The 17,057-nt window shown below is 37.7% G+C and carries 20 protein-coding genes; 7 read left to right on the top strand and 13 right to left on the bottom strand.

Annotated elements, in window-relative coordinates:
- The 3 genes from PaeCFBP13512_RS10385 to PaeCFBP13512_RS10375 form a co-directional block, all read right to left on the bottom strand.
- Positions 1-1,099 (bottom strand): S-layer homology domain-containing protein (locus PaeCFBP13512_RS10385; RefSeq protein WP_137222906.1); only part of this gene is annotated, 1,099 nt, incomplete at its 3' end.
- Positions 1,100-1,485: 386 nt separating this feature from the next.
- Positions 1,486-2,094 (bottom strand): MSMEG_1061 family FMN-dependent PPOX-type flavoprotein, encoded by a 609-nt coding sequence (locus tag PaeCFBP13512_RS10380; protein ID WP_137222904.1) that lies wholly within the window; start codon positions 2,092-2,094, stop codon positions 1,486-1,488.
- Between the two features lie 136 nt (positions 2,095-2,230).
- The gene (locus PaeCFBP13512_RS10375) at positions 2,231-2,587 is read right to left on the bottom strand and encodes a hypothetical protein (protein ID WP_137222902.1); all 357 of its coding nucleotides are present in this window, start codon (positions 2,585-2,587) and stop codon (positions 2,231-2,233) included.
- A 324-nt stretch (positions 2,588-2,911) separates the two neighbouring features.
- Here PaeCFBP13512_RS10375 and PaeCFBP13512_RS10370 point away from each other — a divergent pair, with 324 nt between their 5' ends.
- A complete protein-coding gene (locus tag PaeCFBP13512_RS10370; RefSeq protein WP_137222900.1) occupies positions 2,912-3,253 on the top strand; it encodes a hypothetical protein in 342 nt (113 codons plus the stop codon).
- 278 nt (positions 3,254-3,531) lie between these two features.
- A complete protein-coding gene (locus tag PaeCFBP13512_RS10365; RefSeq protein WP_137222898.1) occupies positions 3,532-5,025 on the top strand; it encodes a glycoside hydrolase family 30 protein in 1,494 nt (497 codons plus the stop codon).
- Positions 5,026-5,178: 153 nt separating this feature from the next.
- Here PaeCFBP13512_RS10365 and PaeCFBP13512_RS10360 read toward each other — a convergent pair whose 3' ends face one another.
- The 7 genes from PaeCFBP13512_RS10360 to PaeCFBP13512_RS10330 all read right to left on the bottom strand — a co-directional run bounded on the left by PaeCFBP13512_RS10360 (position 5,179) and on the right by PaeCFBP13512_RS10330 (position 9,353).
- Positions 5,179-5,664: an NUDIX domain-containing protein gene (locus PaeCFBP13512_RS10360; RefSeq protein WP_137222896.1), complete on the bottom strand. Its 486-nt coding sequence runs from the start codon at positions 5,662-5,664 to the stop codon at positions 5,179-5,181.
- Positions 5,665-5,851: 187 nt separating this feature from the next.
- The gene (locus tag PaeCFBP13512_RS10355; RefSeq protein ID WP_137222894.1) at positions 5,852-6,703 is read right to left on the bottom strand and encodes a PPK2 family polyphosphate kinase; all 852 of its coding nucleotides are present in this window, start codon (positions 6,701-6,703) and stop codon (positions 5,852-5,854) included.
- A 108-nt stretch (positions 6,704-6,811) separates the two neighbouring features.
- Complete coding sequence (locus PaeCFBP13512_RS10350) at positions 6,812-7,675, bottom strand: CHAD domain-containing protein (protein WP_137222892.1); 864 nt, start codon at positions 7,673-7,675, stop codon at positions 6,812-6,814.
- 172 nt (positions 7,676-7,847) lie between these two features.
- A complete protein-coding gene (locus tag PaeCFBP13512_RS10345; protein WP_137222890.1) occupies positions 7,848-8,189 on the bottom strand; it encodes an RNA polymerase subunit sigma in 342 nt (113 codons plus the stop codon).
- A gap of 74 nt (positions 8,190-8,263) precedes the next feature.
- Entirely contained in the window at positions 8,264-8,491 is a 228-nt protein-coding gene (locus PaeCFBP13512_RS10340; protein WP_137222888.1) for a hypothetical protein, read from the bottom strand.
- Between the two features lie 332 nt (positions 8,492-8,823).
- Positions 8,824-9,033 (bottom strand): hypothetical protein, encoded by a 210-nt coding sequence (locus PaeCFBP13512_RS10335; RefSeq protein ID WP_137222886.1) that lies wholly within the window; start codon positions 9,031-9,033, stop codon positions 8,824-8,826.
- An 83-nt stretch (positions 9,034-9,116) separates the two neighbouring features.
- Positions 9,117-9,353, bottom strand: coding sequence for a hypothetical protein (locus tag PaeCFBP13512_RS10330; RefSeq protein ID WP_137222884.1), 237 nt, complete (start codon positions 9,351-9,353; stop codon positions 9,117-9,119).
- Positions 9,354-9,471: 118 nt separating this feature from the next.
- Between PaeCFBP13512_RS10330 and PaeCFBP13512_RS10325 the strand changes: the two genes are divergently transcribed.
- Complete coding sequence (locus PaeCFBP13512_RS10325; protein ID WP_137222882.1) at positions 9,472-10,647, top strand: copper amine oxidase N-terminal domain-containing protein; 1,176 nt, start codon at positions 9,472-9,474, stop codon at positions 10,645-10,647.
- 160 nt (positions 10,648-10,807) lie between these two features.
- Here PaeCFBP13512_RS10325 and PaeCFBP13512_RS10320 read toward each other — a convergent pair whose 3' ends face one another.
- Positions 10,808-11,170 carry a hypothetical protein gene (locus tag PaeCFBP13512_RS10320; RefSeq protein ID WP_137222880.1) on the bottom strand — a complete coding sequence of 121 codons (363 nt, stop codon included), beginning with the start codon at positions 11,168-11,170 and terminating at the stop codon, positions 10,808-10,810.
- Between the two features lie 4 nt (positions 11,171-11,174).
- On the opposite strand from PaeCFBP13512_RS10320, the gene PaeCFBP13512_RS23205 reads away from it, so the two are divergent.
- Positions 11,175-11,315, top strand: a complete 141-nt coding sequence (locus PaeCFBP13512_RS23205) for a hypothetical protein (RefSeq protein WP_161594250.1) — start codon at positions 11,175-11,177, stop codon at positions 11,313-11,315.
- A gap of 574 nt (positions 11,316-11,889) precedes the next feature.
- Here the strand turns inward: PaeCFBP13512_RS23205 and rpsN are convergent.
- On the bottom strand, positions 11,890-12,159 hold the full coding sequence (rpsN, locus tag PaeCFBP13512_RS10315) for a 30S ribosomal protein S14 (protein ID WP_069325930.1): 270 nt from the start codon (positions 12,157-12,159) through the stop codon (positions 11,890-11,892).
- Between the two features lie 73 nt (positions 12,160-12,232).
- The gene (locus tag PaeCFBP13512_RS10310) at positions 12,233-13,438 is read right to left on the bottom strand and encodes a GTP-binding protein (RefSeq protein ID WP_441343328.1); all 1,206 of its coding nucleotides are present in this window, start codon (positions 13,436-13,438) and stop codon (positions 12,233-12,235) included.
- A gap of 277 nt (positions 13,439-13,715) precedes the next feature.
- Here PaeCFBP13512_RS10310 and nikA point away from each other — a divergent pair, with 277 nt between their 5' ends.
- Genes nikA through nikC form a run of 3 tightly spaced genes read left to right on the top strand, consistent with a single transcriptional unit; the run spans position 13,716 to position 17,054 of the window.
- A complete protein-coding gene (nikA, locus tag PaeCFBP13512_RS10305) occupies positions 13,716-15,251 on the top strand; it encodes a nickel ABC transporter substrate-binding protein (protein ID WP_241669343.1) in 1,536 nt (511 codons plus the stop codon).
- Position 15,252: 1 nt separating this feature from the next.
- On the top strand, positions 15,253-16,203 hold the full coding sequence (gene nikB, locus PaeCFBP13512_RS10300; RefSeq protein ID WP_137222876.1) for a nickel ABC transporter permease: 951 nt from the start codon (positions 15,253-15,255) through the stop codon (positions 16,201-16,203).
- Positions 16,203-17,054 (top strand): nickel transporter permease, encoded by an 852-nt coding sequence (nikC, locus tag PaeCFBP13512_RS10295; RefSeq protein WP_137222874.1) that lies wholly within the window; start codon positions 16,203-16,205, stop codon positions 17,052-17,054. Before nikB ends, nikC begins: the two co-directional genes overlap by 1 nt.
- Positions 17,055-17,057 lie beyond the last annotated feature (3 nt).

Below are 17,057 nucleotides of genomic sequence, written 5' to 3'. Positions count from 1 at the left end.
TTATATATTTTTTAAATATATTTTGAGGTTCAAATACTGGTAAAGTTTGATAGCCGTATTGGTCAGGTAAATTGCTAGATATAGTAGATCCAACAGCAAGTCTACTTAAAGCTGAATTTTTATAGTGTTCAATACTAAATCCGTTTAGTTTAGGATATAAAGTTTGGTGGGCATACACTCTATAAAATGTACCTTCTTTTTTAAATTTATCTTCTTTCCCTACAAATACAGACGCATAAATCCCTTTTTTATTAGTCCAATCTCTACTATCGACAAAGATTAAATAATTCAAACTAGAATAACCGGCTCCATTGCGAAACTTCATTTTTTTCCCTTGTACATTCTTAAAAGAAGTTACTCCACTACTAAACGGAGTGATCACTTCCATATTCGTTCCTGTCGTACCTACAGCTCTTAACTCCTTCAACCCTGTAAATGAATCTGCTGATTGTTTCTGTACATTGGCTAACCGCACCAAAATAACAGCTGCTTCTGCGCGTGTAGTGGTTTGTCCGCCGCCAAAAGTTCCATCTGCATAACCAGACATTAGACCTGTTCCCATCATCAGGGATACATAAGGGTATTCGCTTTTACTCATGGTCTTTTTAAAATATTCCGCTACCGGTACGACTGTATCTACAGTATCGGTAAGGGCTTGCTTATAATCTGTACTGGCTGTCGCTAGACCAGAAGACATCCATTTTGCCATTTCTTTGCGAGTAAGGGGAGTGGTCGGCTTGAATCCATTGGGATAATCAGAAGGAGTCAAAAATCCTTTAGCTACCGCTTCATTCACTTCTTTTTCACTCCAATTGCCTGCAAGGTCTGCAAAACTGCCTTTACCTTCGGCTTTCTCATTCACAGACACACGATCTAGCAAAACAGCGAACTCGGCACGTGTGACTTGGGCACCCGGCTTGAATGTACCATCTGCATATCCTTTGAAATATCCTTTAGAAACAGCTTCATCGATTGCTGTTTTTGCCCAGTGAGATGAAGTAACATCTTTGAACGTAGTAGCATTGGTTGTCTGCATCAAAGGACTTAACATTACCGAAAGTGTTGCTACTGCGAATACGGAACTGATTAATTTTTTCATTTTAAAATACTCCTCTATCTTTCAAATTGTGATATGTAGTTGCTGTATTTCTATTCCAATCGTAATCTTTTCTTTTAATAGACTAATCTAGGTATTTAAGACTAAATGGTATACCACTTGCATCATTATATGGGATAAATAGGATTCTTCCAAGTACTTATTTAGTTAGCATATATTTCTGTTAAATTCATATGTAATCACAAAAAAGCGGACTACTCCCTGAAAAGGAATAATCCGCGTGCTTCGCGAGAATATAGGTATTAAGACATAGTTTTTATTTCGGCAAGAATAACATAAAATAATAAAGCTGTAAACCCATTTCTTTTTATACAACAAAAAAGAATGGACTGCAATCGCTCCATTCTTCGCTTCCATGCTTATATCATTTACAAAACAATACCGTTCATTTTCAAATGAGCAATAAACATATCTTTGGTAGACGGATGTTGTGTAGCATCTACCCATTCTTCTGGTTCCCAGGCGTTTCCTGTTTTGAGCGCTCTTGGACAATGGATAAAACATTCTTCCACTTCCACGATAATACCAAGCCCCATCGTTTTGCCTGTCCAATTCATTTGCTCTAGTAATGTACTGTCTTTGGTAATTCGGGCATGCCCATTAACACGTAACACTTCATTCATACCGGGAATCAGGAAAATCATACCGACTTTAGGATTGCCTAGTATATTTAACAACGAATCTGCACGTCGATTACCATGACGTTCAGGGAAAATAATTCGTTGATCATCCAACACTTTCACAAATCCTTGCTCATCTCCACGTGGAGAAACATCGCATTTGCCTTCTTGATCAGAGGTAGATAAGAAAAATAGTGATGATAGTGATAAGTAGTAAGCAATATGTGGATCAATAGACGCAACCGTCTTTTTGATAATATGTTCATGAGGAACTCCAGTAAATGCTCTTAATTCTTCAATCGATGTAATATAGGTGGTAGATTGTTCTATGTTCACTGTATCGTTAGACTTGTTCATGTTATCCTCCCTTGTGCTCGGTTGGGTTTATCATAACAATCTACAACACACGTGTCCATATTCCTATACTTCAATGTCTCTTCAAAGTATATTTATCAGTAACTACACTACATCTATTAGGATCTCATTTTACCGCCTAATCTCTACGTATCCCTTTAAATGAATTAAAATATAAATTAAACGAAACAAAAGACGTATTCAAGCTATTTATATATTCTAGATTTTTATATATTTTGTCTGCAATATGGTAACATTCCTCGGTTGAGCGTGCGAAATGACTTCCAAAATATTTTTGCATAATCCAATAGACTTGGTTGCCTAATTCTTCAGCAGACTTCATATAAGGAAGTATTTTGACAATATGATCGATTTCAATCGAATATTCATCGGGTAAGCACCATTCAATTAGATTCATCGGATTCCAATACATCATATGTTTCTCTACCATGGTATATATATCTTGATTAAATGCCTGATTCGGCTTATTGTTCATGATTAACCTCCTACCCGGATAGCTATCTATCCAGAGCGTGATCTCTTTCTCTAATTTACTCTGTTATCAGGTTGTTGAATCATATTTGGCAACTATATTTATAGACTGTAAAATAATTTACTTTTCTACAAAATACTGACTAAAAAAAGTATCTCTTATTCTGCTTCACCTGTAAATATGGTAAAAGTCCCACTTGATTGCCTATTCGTGCATTTCCCGAATTACATATCACCCGATTCCATAAGCATCAGAAAGGGTAAATAAAGCATTACAAGACCTAACTTGCTTTATAATACTATTTCTAATACAAAAGGATGATGAATCATGGAACACGAAAAAGACGTACAAACACTATCAGACTGGTTGAATAATCATCTTAAACGTACCATCATTATCGAAAAACATGAATTAGATGATACCGATGAAGTTCATTTCACAGTCACTGAAGTAGATATTCGCAGTGAAGATAATGCGATTGACGATTATGTAGAAAGCTCTTTAATTTTGCATGGAGAAGGTTCTACATCGAATGCAGATGGCGATAATGTTCCTCTTCCGCAAAATACGTATGAAATTGCTTTACATGATCTTCGCATTGATCATATAGATGATACCCATGTTAAATTAAATACAGAACGTGCTCAATATGCGTTAATAGCTAAATAATCATCTATACTCAACTTTATGTATAATATTATTTGATCTCAAAACCTCTTTCGGCTAGATCGATATAAGATTTATTTCTTATTCGTTCTCAAGCAAAAGAGGTTTTTTGTCGTCTTCTTATCTTGTATTTGTATAGGCGATTCTATGGTTTATCTGTGTATTCCTACGATTTGGCACTTACACCCTCTAAAATAATTGTAAAAAAAGGTTTATTTTGCTAATATCAATCCCGAAGTTAGTAAACGCTTACAAAAAATGTGAAGAGGGTGTATATGTTCATGTCTATGTTCAAAAAAAGCCTTAATCTTGTTTTGTTAAGCTCGTTGATGATTACACCATTATTATCGGTACCTGCACAGACGTATGCAGCCAATGAATCGGTAGAAGTCTGGTTAACGACTGCTGATCCCAATTCAGAACCTGCTGTCGGACTAAGCCCAGGTGCACGTCTTACAAAGAAAGCGAATATTAATTTCGCAACTACCACAGGCAACGCAGACTATACGATCAATGTAAATGAAGGCAAAACGTATCAAACCATGGATGGATTCGGTGTTTCTTTAACAGATTCATCTACATGGTTAATGAATTACAAGCTTAGTAGTGGAAAACGGGCTGAAGTGATGGAACGCCTTTTCGGCAATACAGGTATAGGCATGAGTATGCTACGTCAGACGATGGGTGCTAGTGACTTTGCGTGGAGTACGTATACTTACGATGATACAGCAGGAGATACTTCTCTCAGCCAATTCTCGATTGCAAGGGATCAACCTTATATTATACCTATGACCAAAGCAGCGCTTGCCAAAAATCCAAACCTTAAAATTATCGCTTCTCCATGGAGCGCTCCAGCTTGGATGAAATATACAACCAATGACAAAAACGGTACAGGTAAATTACAAGCACAATACTACCCTACCTATGCTAATTACTTTGTGAAATTTATTCAAAGTTATCAAGCACAAGGAATTCCAATCTATGCAGTCACTCCGCAAAATGAACCATTATTTGAACCTGGACGTTATCCGGGCATGAATATGAATGAGCAAGATCAGATCGGTATGATCGGTGACTACTTAAGCCCAGCTCTTAAAAATGCAGGTCTTAACACAAAAGTAATCGCTTATGATCATAATTATGATAACTGGTCTTACCCGAATACAGTTATTGCAGGGCTTAAAAATAGTGGCAAATCCAGCGCTGTAGCTGGTAGTGCTTTCCATCATTACGGTGGCGACTATACAGCTATGACTTCGATGCATAATGCGCATCCAGATAAAGATATCTGGTTTACAGAAGGTGGATTTGGTGATTGGAATGACAAAGTGGACGGCTCCACTCAAGGATTCGATAATATGATCAACGAATTTATCGGGATTACTCGTAACTGGTCCAAATCGATTATCTTGTGGAATGCTGCTCTAGATCAAAAAGATGGCCCTAGTGTAATCGGAGATTACAATACCAACAAAGGTATGGTTACGATCCAGAACTCGGATAACAGCAACAGTAATCCAGAAGATAAAGTCACCTATAACAAACAATATTACCTTTTAGGACATTTCAGTAAATTTGTCGTTACAGGAGCTACACGTATTGATACCAATTCATCTAACGATATCCAAAATGTAGCGTTCAAAAATCCAGATGGCACAAAAGTAATTGTATTGTACAATTCTCAGACAGCAACCAAAACAGTTAAAGTACAATGGAATGGTCAGTCTACCAACTATACCGTTCCTGGTAAATCGGTTGTTACGTTGAAATGGTAATACGTATACTCTCTGTCGCTAACATGTAAACGTATAAAGCTCTGTCCCTCTCTTCATTCCTATGTTGCTATAGGTATGTTTGAAAGTGACAGAGTTTTTTTATGTTATGCTATTCCATTTTGATCATCTATACCTGTAGTTATTATATTACAATTAGTTTCGAAGTATTCCCTGCTGCTGATCTTGCTGACTCAAATCTTCAAATAATGGACGTTGTGCAGGATTAATCTGCTCGATATTCATTTCTTCTATCGGATAAAATACAAATGTCACCGACTCATGATCATCATCTTCAAATAACAACGTTTTTCCATCTGAAGCGATCTTGTCTTCCAGATCAGCCACTACATCGAAAATAAACATTACAAATACCACATCATCTCCACCGGGGTAGGTATACTTCAATCGTTCTCCACTATACACAGCATACAAAGTAGAAGAAATAACCGCTAAGCCAGTCTCTTCTTTTACTTCACGTATCATGGTTTCTTCAACCGTCTCGCCTGCATGCATACCACCACCGGGTAGACCCCAATCGTTAGAATCCGCACGCTTTTGCCATAATATGCGGTTATGCTGATCTCGAATAATCGCTCCACCGGTTACAATAATCTGACGCTCTTTATCTGAATGTTCCATACGATTCCCCTCTTTTCTTAATAAAATAGAGTTCTTCATAGAGTTATTCTAGGTAATTAGCTATTAAAAAATGCTGGCTATATGGCTGTTAGTAAAATCCAACAGTATATAACACAGCATTCAGTTTGTATGCGTAATTTGGCTATAGATCACTAAAATAGTTCATTGAGTTTATGATTAATCATACTTATTTTTTATCTTTCAATAATTTCTCACGTTCTGCATACATATCAGGCAAGTGATCTTGTAACTTCGGATTAGGATCAGGATAAGACAAATCCAAATCTTCCAGTGTGCGTACTACAATTTGTAAAACAGCTAGATCACGATACCAACGATTATCAGCAGAAACGATATGCCATGGATGATCTTTGGTCGCTGCATTAGCAAATACATCTTCATAGTAAGCTTGATAAGTATCCCAAGATTTACGTTCTAACAGATCACTTTCATCGAATTTCCAGTTCTTTTTCGGATTTTCGATACGTGCAATTAATTTCTCTAGCTGAAACTCTTTAGAAATATGCAAAAAGATTTTGACTACTTTCACGCCATTATCGTCTAACATTTCTTCAAAGTGTCGTATTTGTTTAAATCGTTGCTGTGCCTTTTTATCTGAAATTAATTTATGCACACGTGTAATCAATACATCCTCATAGTAAGAACGGTTAAAGGCTGTAATATAACCCAGTCCAGAGACTAACTTGTGAGCACGCCAGAGAAAATCATGGTCTAACTCTTCACGAGTTGGTGTCTTAAAGCTATGCGTCTGCACACCTTGTGGATGAGAGATCGAAAAGACTTTGTTAATTACGCCATCTTTCCCACTGCAATCCATGCCTTGAAAAATAAAAAGAAGCGATTTTTTCTTGCTTGAGAATAGCTTGTCTTGCAGCTTCTCAAATCGTTTCATCAGCTCTTTAGTTTCTTTTTCCGTATCTTCTTTGGATGTGTACTCGCCAGTGCTTTTAGGATCAATCTTCTTCAGATCAATCTTATCTCCTGTTGCCAGTACCCAGTTCAATGGTCGCTTGGACATATCTATCGCTCCTTTACTAAAAAACGTTTCTTTATCTATATAACCGAAACTGTTCTAAAAAAAGCAATAGGTTCCAAAGGGAGTCCCTTTACTGCTTCACACTATATTTTAAAGAGCTTGTTGTTCATGTATCGCTTCATTCAATTCTTGTTGTAATTGCTTCATAAATGTATTCCATGTGTCTTCGTCAACTTTTAGCTTTTTGGGATTGAAATCTTCCAATGTTTCTACCCATACTCGCTTATCATTAATATGCCCTAATTGAGTCTGGATCTTTTTGTACACTTCTTCCGAATCCCGGAACTTGGAACTGAGTGCAAATTCAGCAGCCGAAGCGGTGTACCGAATTTCTTTAGCAGCGATTCGCAATTGATGCAATTCATGCAGTGCTTCAACAGAATCTATACCTTCTGTTTTAGCGGTCTGGCGATACGTACGCTTTTGTTGTTCATAAGCGATCTCAAGTTCACGCATGATCCGATTCACATCTGCTTGCGCCGCTAACGTTTCCAGATGATCTTCGATCAATGTTTTCCATTTCTTTTTAAGTATTTTGCCTTGGAGCTTAGGTAATTTTTTGGCAAGCTTAGTTCGGTATTCTTTGCGTTCTTGTTTGTGGGCTTTAATAACCGCTTTGAGCAGATCAGCTTCATCTTTATGGTCATCTGCTTTGGCATCTTCTTTACGTTCTTTGAAAGCATCGATCATCACATCGGCATCTCTAACTTTACCAAGTGCTTTTTGTGATTTTTTCAACAAAGGAATCAATCCTGCTTGATCCGAAGCATCCAAAATACGTAACAAAGTCATCAACTTACGGCAATTCACACGTGCTTGATGTACATCTTCATCATCAAAATCTTTCACTGCTTTCTGACCATAACTCAAAAATTTATCATAATGCTCTTGTAAGACCGTCTGCCATTGCGTCGTTTTACTTTTAGCTAAGCCTGTCGTTTGAATAGTGGTCATCGATATTCCTCCAGTTGGATGAATCGTTATTATCAAAGGTTTGTATACTATTTAACACATTCTAACCTTATTGAGTCATATCAAGACGATACTCTTTCATTATAACGAATTGGCGTTCACTAAGCTATTTAGCCTGTGAAATAGAAAATAAGAGCCCTCTGTGCTCAGGCTCTTATTTGGCATTCCCTTGAATAAACGTTCTAACGACCGTTTCCAATCGTTCGACCATTTTAGCAAGTTGTTCATCACTCATATTTTCTATCGACGACTGGTCATTCATATCCAGATGCCAGATCACACTTTTCAGTATGTAACTGTATGTAAAAAACACCTGATCCATAAGAGAACGCTCTAACGTAGGATAATCTTGTGACTGCTCTGTAAGTTGAGTAATCGCATCAACATATTCTTTAAATGCCGCTATATTAAAGATATTCTTCTCATGGAGATCATGAATAAAACTTCCTTCGCTCCCTTTGAAATTTCGTTCAATAATTGTTGTTGCATCATACATGATTCTATTCCTCCTGCAAAAGTATAATTCTTATATTGATACAATATCGCATTCCATCTATGTACCAAGCTACATTATACTTGAAAAGCACCTGTCATTCCTGTCTGCAAATGAATTGCAAATCGTTGTAGTACATCTTGAGCTTGGTGCTCTTGATCGTATTCGCCTACAGTAAAAGCAGATTCAACCGACCCATTGCCAGCATAAGCAGAAATCACGAATTTATGATCGGCGGTTTCGAGTTCTAAAGTGAGGACAGTTGCATCAATAAATGTTGTACGATCTTGACTTCTAATCCACATGGTTAGGTTCTCCTTTAGTTACATTTTTTAAAAGACGATTTTTTAATAGAATATTAATAAATAACTAGAGATTTACATAAAATAAAAAGGCAACGACAATCGTTACCTTTGTTGTACTTTAGATTAAGATTAGCATGTTTTATATGTCAAAAAAATAGATTTGCCAAATCGTCAAATATAAAAGAAAATTATCTATTTATATGCACTTTGATTGCTGAATTAGCAAACTAAAACTATATTTTATTATTTCGATCCTTGCTAGAAACCCTAGAATCCAAAACTCTATATTTAAAAATGCGCCATACGATATACACTATAGCAAAAACCAAACTCTATTTTAAACATGTAGATAACATGAGATATACATAGTCTGACCATGGCAAAGCTGAAGTGATAGACATTCCTTCTCCAGTCGATTGGGTAACTGTACGTTGATCGGTAAATACAGAATAATATATCCCAAACACAAATCCGTAGAGCAAACATTTAATGATGCGCTTCTCGTAGTTTTTAATTACATTTATTGTGGATTGGATAGTCATAGCTAGCTCTCCCTTTCTACAAATTATATTGAATATAAACACACTTTGTATTAAGTCATAAGCTCTTTTACTTACTCTATTTGTTATGATTCTACTTGATTATACGAATATTCTTTGTACCCACTATATGTAATCATACAAGCTATAACAAATAAAATAATCGGTACTAGTGTCCACAATATATTGATATCCAAAATGCTATACGTAAAATTAGAATTCATTGTACGATCAGATGAGCCTATTGCCGAAATGATAAAACCTGTACAAAGAATGCAAATCGAAGCAAGAAACAAACTGCATCCTGTTATTACTTTGATCATATTCCTCTCTCCTTTACTAATGTATTTATTTTAATACCTTTTATCATGCAACTTCTTCCTTTCATATGCGTCCATATACATAATCACCTTAACACAACCAAGAAAGGAAATCCTTACCATGAATAAAAAAATGATCTTCTCTGCTTTATTATCGTCTACTCTGCTGTTGCAATCATCTTTATGTAATCCTGCACTAGCATCTAGTTCTTCCTTTCCAACTACATATACTTTTTATTTTGCTGATGATCCTAAAGGGTTTATTGTGAATCCTACGATCAATCAGAACGGTACCATCTTTGTAGATATCCGTGAGTTAGCCCAAGATGCTGGATTAACATTTGCTTGGGATGCGACGGGACAACGTGCTTCGATTAACGGATTTATGAAAAAAGCAGCGATTCGCTTAGGAAGTCACACTGCTATGCTAGATGGGAAAATGGTTAACCTAAGTGCAGCCCCTTTTAAATCTAAAGAAAAAAGAAATAATGTTGAAGCCGTCTATGTACCTATTCGCTTTGCTGTACAACTGCTTGGTGGAGATCATATAGAAATAGATCGGCAACAAGTTCATGTCACAGCTCGCAACATCAAGTCTTATGATGTCATTACTGATGTCTACAATGGCTCTACATATACGCTAAAAAAAGACGGTGGAGACTTATATGTAGCTCATGGGAAGCAGGCTCCAGTGAAGTTGGTCTCGCTTGATACAGATTTTAATTCGACAGATATGGAATTCGAGTTGACTGCGGGTGGATTGTTAATTCTTACGATTAATGATGCGTATGGAGAGCCACATATTCATAACCAACAAGTGAAGCTTATTTTCCAAAAAGGGAAGCTGATTCGCAAAGCATATGCAGACTTTACTACAATCAACGACTCCGACATTTCTACGTATCAAGGTAAGATTGTGCTAAGCGACGGGAAAATATTGCGAATGATTGAAGATGGAACAGGAAACGTTATCGATCAGCTTGATCTGATCAAGCTTGGTGGCGGGAGTAACGAAAAATACGCGGTAGAAGGTCTGTACGATGATGTTATCCTTATGCGGACTGCCTCCAAAGGAAGACTTCTGCTGATCGATCGCAATACTAACCAATCTGTCACATTATACAAAGAACTACTGGATACTTCGTGGCAAAAACAAATTGGCGAAGATGTGGATATCGACTCTTTTGGATCAGGTGATTATCTTCAATTGGATAAAAGAGTCAATCATACATTCTATTTCACTTTTCGTGCTGGCTCTAATCAGGAAAAGCATTTCACCTATACTTTGAAATCGTAGATCATTCTACTTCATTGATATTGGAAGCTATACATCATCTCGCATCGCTATATTTCCAAATAAAACACACCTCAGATAGATATAAGATAACGTTGAACGTTCTTCCTATCTATCTGAGGTGCACTAGATTCTTACGAGCAATCAGCTACAATAGTCAAAATTACGAATTCAATTCTGCCAATCTTGCGCCCACTCTAGCTACAGTGACACCTTGGATCGGTGATCCGTTAGAAGTGAAATTAACATAATACGTACCCGATTCCCAAGGCTTAGTTGTATATATCGACCAGTTGGTTCCACCTGCGATAGTAACTACACGTTCAGTCACAAGCGCACCTGTTGGTGAATCTTTGGATATGGATATAGCAATTCGTTGCTTCCCTTTGTTGTTGACCCAGATTTTCGCATAATGATACCCTTTATCTATTGTAAAAGGCTTGGACATCTGTGTACCCGATAAGCGCTCAACCAATACAGTTTGAGTAGATTGTGATAGGCTTTTGGGATCATCTTTTTTTAACATAGGAATGCCAGACTCTCTCTTAAAAACAGAATCTCCTACCCCTTCTGCTCTTCCTACTTTAGAACTTAATACGAAAGGTAATGGATCAACAGGCGTTAATGTCGTATTATTTACAACATTGCTATCTGGACTGCTGACTGCTTGAGTACTCTCTGATTCTACATTGTAATAAGTAAAAATTGGTACTACTACGAATACTACAATTAATGCTAGTGCGGCAATTGTAATAACACGTACTTTCTTATGCTTATCCCATTTTTCCTAACGTCCGAGCTTGATGTAGATTTATTTTTTTCCATTATTATTACCCTGCTCTCTATAGCTTAAATAGCCAAACTGATCTTACGTATTACATCTTATGTATGGTTGAACAAACTCCTTTCTGTGTGGTATTAGTTACTATTTATATATAATTTATCTTTTTTATTGTTTAATTGTCAATTATAGTATGGAAACTATCTATTCTAATACAGAGAAGAATTTGATGTAATCTACATAAAATGTGCTTTAGTAACTATCTTTATTTCCACCTTACTAACATCTACATTACACCTATATAGGGTATAAAAAAGGCAACCTCCTCTACATATCAATAGTAGAAGAGGTTGCCTTTTTACATCTAATTTCTATAACACAAACGTTAATCATACCGTTCTTTAATCATTAAAAATCATATTCAGCTTATTCTCCCACTGAATATATACCGTTTCGTTCTGCTTTTACCAGCTTGCTTTCTGTACTCCGGGAATCTGACCTTTGTGGGCTAATTCACGGAATACGATACGGGATACTTTGAATTTTTGTAGGTATCCTCTGGGACGACCGGTGATCTGGCAACGGCTTTTGAGTCGGGTTGGAGAAGAATTGCGTGGTAATTGTTGCAATGCTTCATAGTCTCCCTTTTCTTTCAGTTCACGACGTAAATCTGCGTATTTAGCGACCATTTTTTCACGTTGTTGTTGACGAACGACTTTTGATTTTTTAGCCATAATGTAATAACTCCTTTTAGTATTCATTTGATTTGTTATTGATTTTGTTTATATTGCTATACCATTGACCTGCTTATTGACCTAATTGTGGAAAAGGATCTTTGAACTTTTTCCAGTTGGAGTTCATTTCTTCTTCCGTCAGTAAAGCCTGATCCAAAGACTGTTCAATCTGTGCACGATCTAGGTCGATTCCGATCATAACCAGCTTGGTCACTCGATCTCCCCATACCTCATCCCAATCTGTCGGTAGCGGGTAATTATCGCCTAGATGATACTGCCGTTCTTCTTCGCTCAGCGCTGCAATCCATAAGCCCGCTGGTGATAATTGCTTGGAACTGCCTGCTTGACTGAATGATATCGCTGTCCGATTACGTGTAGCCATCCATAGAATACCTTTGGCACGAACCACTTCTTGGGGCCATGTTGTAATCCATTGCAATAACCGCTCTGGATGAAAAGGAACTTTGCGCTTGTACACAAATGAACTGATTCCGTATTCTTCAGTCTCCGGTGTATGTTCTTCTTTCATCATTTCTTGTATCCAACCTGCGGATTGACTGGCTTGTTCAAAATCGAATCGCCCTGTATTCAAGATCTCATGAGGATCAACTTTACCGTAAGTGGAACGAATGATTTTGGCGTTCGGTTGTAGTCCACGAAGTGCGGTTTCTAATCGTTCTAATTCATTAGGTTCAATCAGATCGCATTTATTCAAAATCAACACATCGCAAAATTCTACCTGCTCAATCAACAGATGCACTATTCGGCGTGTATCGTCTTCTCCTGCGGCTTGTCCACGATCTGCAAGAGATTCGCGTGAATGATAATCGTTCCAGAATCCTTGAGCATCGACAACGGTCACCATTGTATCCAGACGGGTAAATTGCGTCAGATCGATACCCTGTTCTTCATCTACATAACTGAATGTCTGAGCAACAGGAACTGGTTCGCCAATGCCTGTCGATTCAATCAACAGATAATCATAACGTCCATCTTTGGCTAGCCTCTCTACTTCCACTAATAGATCTTCACGCAGTGTACAGCAGATGCATCCATTAGACATTTCGACTAATTTCTCATCTGTTCGAGACAATCCGCCTCCATCGCGGATAAGATCAGCATCAATATTTACATCACTCAAGTCGTTAACGATGACTGCGACTTTCAAGCCTTCTCGATTATTTAATACATGATTCAATAATGTTGTTTTGCCTGCCCCTAGATAACCACTCAACACAGTAACAGGCATTTTGGATGCTTGTTCGATCATAGTCATGATTTACCCCTCGCATTTCTTTAATCGTAATTATTACTATTAAATCCATGAATACACTGTACTCCTCTTATTTCTAGTTTGTCAAATCATTTTCAACGTATTACACATATGAAAATAAGATCATACGTTAATTAATATTTATATTTTTAGTTTACAATCGTAATCGTAACGATTATTATTTATAAAGCGTAGTTATTCATTCAGCAAGCAAAACGCTATGCAATATGTACATCGTTAGTCATACCGTTTAGAGATTTGCTATATATAAGGGGGATTTTTCTTGTTATCATTATTATCCAAAAAAATAGGTTACTCGATTTCGTTCGTTATACTTGTTTTATTGTTAAGTGCTTGTACTTCACAGACTTCTTCTACTTCGGGTGAAGCGACAAATACCAAAAAGCTAACCCTTTTATTCAATGTGCAAAGCAATACCATTGATCCTCATACCGATGTAAACTATACCGCTTCTCGTGCAGGGATTAGCGAAACGCTAGTTAAGATTGACGATGAGCAACAACTACAACCGTGGTTAGCCACTTCTTGGAAAAGTAAAGATGGACAACATTGGACATTCCAGATTCGTCCAAATGTTACTTTTCACAGTGGTGCTCCTGTCGATGCACAAGCGGTCAAATCTTCATTAGAACGTGTCACTCAAGAAAATCCAGCGATTCGTAATGCGCTACATATTGAGAAAATGACAGCTAATGGGCAAACCTTACAGATCGTTACCGACACCCCTCTTCCTCAGTTCCCTTCTGAACTGGTACATCCTAATACGGGTATTATTGATACGTCTGTCGATGCAAGTACACCAAGTGGTACCGGCCCTTTTGTATTGACCCAATTCAAGCCCGGTATAGAAGTAGATGTGAAGCGGAATCCGAGTTACTGGAATGGACAGGTTAAGTTAGATGAAGCAACCTTCTCTTTTAATGAAGATGCGAATGCTCGTCTGTTGGCACTACAATCGGGTAATGCAGATGTAGTCTATCGCTTCCCTGTAGAAAGTCTGTCTCAATTACAAACGGATCCTAATCTAGTGATTGAATCTGTACCTGGATTACGTGCACATCAGCTCATTTATAATATGGAAAATCCGCACCTTGGCAAATTACCTGTTAGACAAGCGATCGACGCATTATTAAATCGTCAAGAAATTGTAGATGCTGTTATGTCAGGTCAAGCTTCGGTAGCGGAAGGTCCTTTCTTAGCAGATTCACCTCTTTCTCCAAAATACACAGCGAAGCCATTTGATATAGAACGTGCACGTACGTTATTTGCTCAAGCTGGATATACGGTAACCAATGGACAAGTGACTAATAACGGAGCACCTTTAACTTTCAACCTTATAACGTATCAGTCACGTGCTGAACTGCCTATTATTGCCCAGCTTTTACAAGCCAATGCTACTCAATTAGGCATTAAGCTAAATATTCAGCAGGTCGATAATGCAGATGAGTATCTAGCCGAAAATAAAAATTGGGATATGGCGATCTATAGCTTTATTACAGCGCCACGTGGAGATGCAAGTTATCTCCTCAACTCAGTCTATACACCAACAGGTGGGCTGAATTATGGACAAGTCAAAGACCAAGCACTCAACACATTAATCCAACAATTGAACCAAACGGTAGATGTAGAACAACGTAATCAGATTGCCCAACAAGCAGTAGAAATGATAGATCGCAACTTGCTACACTCTTATATTATTCATCCGAATAACTTTGTGGCGCATCAGAAACGTGTCAGTGGCTGGGTCACAAGCAAAAGCGAATATTATATGTTAACGAAAGATCTGGATGTGAATTAATATGCGTATTTTTGTACAGAAAATAACAGGGTTATTGTTATTTCTTCTGATTTTATCGTTTGTTAGCTTTTGTCTACTGCAATTAGTACCGGGTGATCCCATTCGTAGCATGTTACGAGTCGATGATGTAGCTGTGACGGATGATCAGATACAGCAGATGCGTGAACAACTTGGGCTGGATCAATCTGTTTTTGTTCAATATGGATACTGGCTTCAAAATCTATTTTCGTTAGATCTCGGTAACTCTTATATGACTGGACGACCTGTATTTATTGAATTTATCGAGAAGATTCCATATACCCTTATGCTGACAGGCACTTCATTGTTAGTGATGATTATGATTTCGCTTCCGCTAGGGATTCTGTCTGCCCTTTATCGTGGTCGTTTGACAGATCATTTGAGCCGAATCTTTGCACTGATTGGCTCTTCGATTCCTAGCTTCTGGTTAGGTCTGTTATTGATTGATCTATTTGCGGTTAAGCTTAGAATATTGCCTTCGATGGGTGAAGGTTCATGGCAACATCTTATTCTACCTTCGATTACACTTGGAATTGCGATGTCTGCAGTATATGTGCGGTTGATTCGGGCGAGTATTTTGGAAAGTAGTCATCAGGAATTTATTCGTTCTGCTCGAGCGCGTGGTGTAGGGAAACAGCGTATTTTCACTTTTCATCTTATGCGTCATAGTCTAATTCCACTACTGACTGTTTTTAGTGAAAGTATCGGCAGTCTACTTGGAGGAACCGTCGTTATTGAAGTGCTATTTGCATATCCCGGTCTAGGCAAATGGATCGTCGATGCGATAACAGCACGAGATTATCCGATTATTCAAGGCTATATGCTATTTATGAGTATTTTTATTGTTTTACTGAATATGATCGTGGAATGGTCTTATCGCTACATCAATCCAGCTATTGCGATCGATCCGCGTAAAAAAGGAGTGACTTCCTGATGAGTTTAAGCATAGGATTACGTTACTCTTTTTTAACTCTATTTCTTTTATTTCTGATTGTCGCTCTAGTCTGGACACCTTACGATCCTTACCAAATTCAGATGGGTGATAGACTTCAGACGTCCAGCGCTATCCATTGGTTAGGTACAGATCATCTAGGCAGAGATTTGTTATCTCGAATTATGGAAGGTGCTCGTACCACTGTAGGTATCAGTCTAGCGATACTGTTTGTATCTTTATTGATCGGTGTTCCTTTTGGACTGTTATCCGGTTATATCGGTGGCTGGTTAGATAAAGCATTCAAAAAAATCATAGATGCTTTTATGACATTACCGGATTATATCTTTGCCTTAATATTAACTGGATTATTAGGGCCTGGATTATTGAACTTGATCTTTGCGACTACAGCTGTCAAATGGGTCAGTTATGCTCGTTTGGTACGGAGTATTGTACTGGAACAACGCCAAAAAGATTATGTCCGACTAGCAGAAATCAGTGGTATGAAGCCGTGGAAATTAGTCGTAAAGCATATTTTGCCACATACCATCGGTAATCTGCTTGTACTGGCTACACTCGATATCGGTAAAATTATTCTGATGATCGCTTCACTGTCGTATATTGGTCTGGGTCCACAACCGCCTAGTCCGGAATGGGGTGCTATGCTAAGTGAAGGCAAAACGTATTTCCAGACCGCTCCACATCTTATGATTTTCCCGGGATTATGTATAGTCATCACTGTATTGTTGACCAATAGCTGGGGTGATCTTCTACGTGATCGGTACGATGTCCATGTTCAATCCCATTCAGCCAAGCGTTCAATGTCTTCTATTCTTTTCCGCAAAGGGGTGTAATCC

It is taken from the genome of Paenibacillus sp. CFBP13512, assembly GCF_005233705.1.
In the GTDB taxonomy this organism is placed as follows: Bacteria; Bacillota; Bacilli; order Paenibacillales; family Paenibacillaceae; genus Saccharibacillus; species Saccharibacillus nuruki.
The sequence above is the reverse complement of the archived record's forward strand: the minus strand, read 5'-3'. Positions and strand labels throughout refer to the sequence as shown.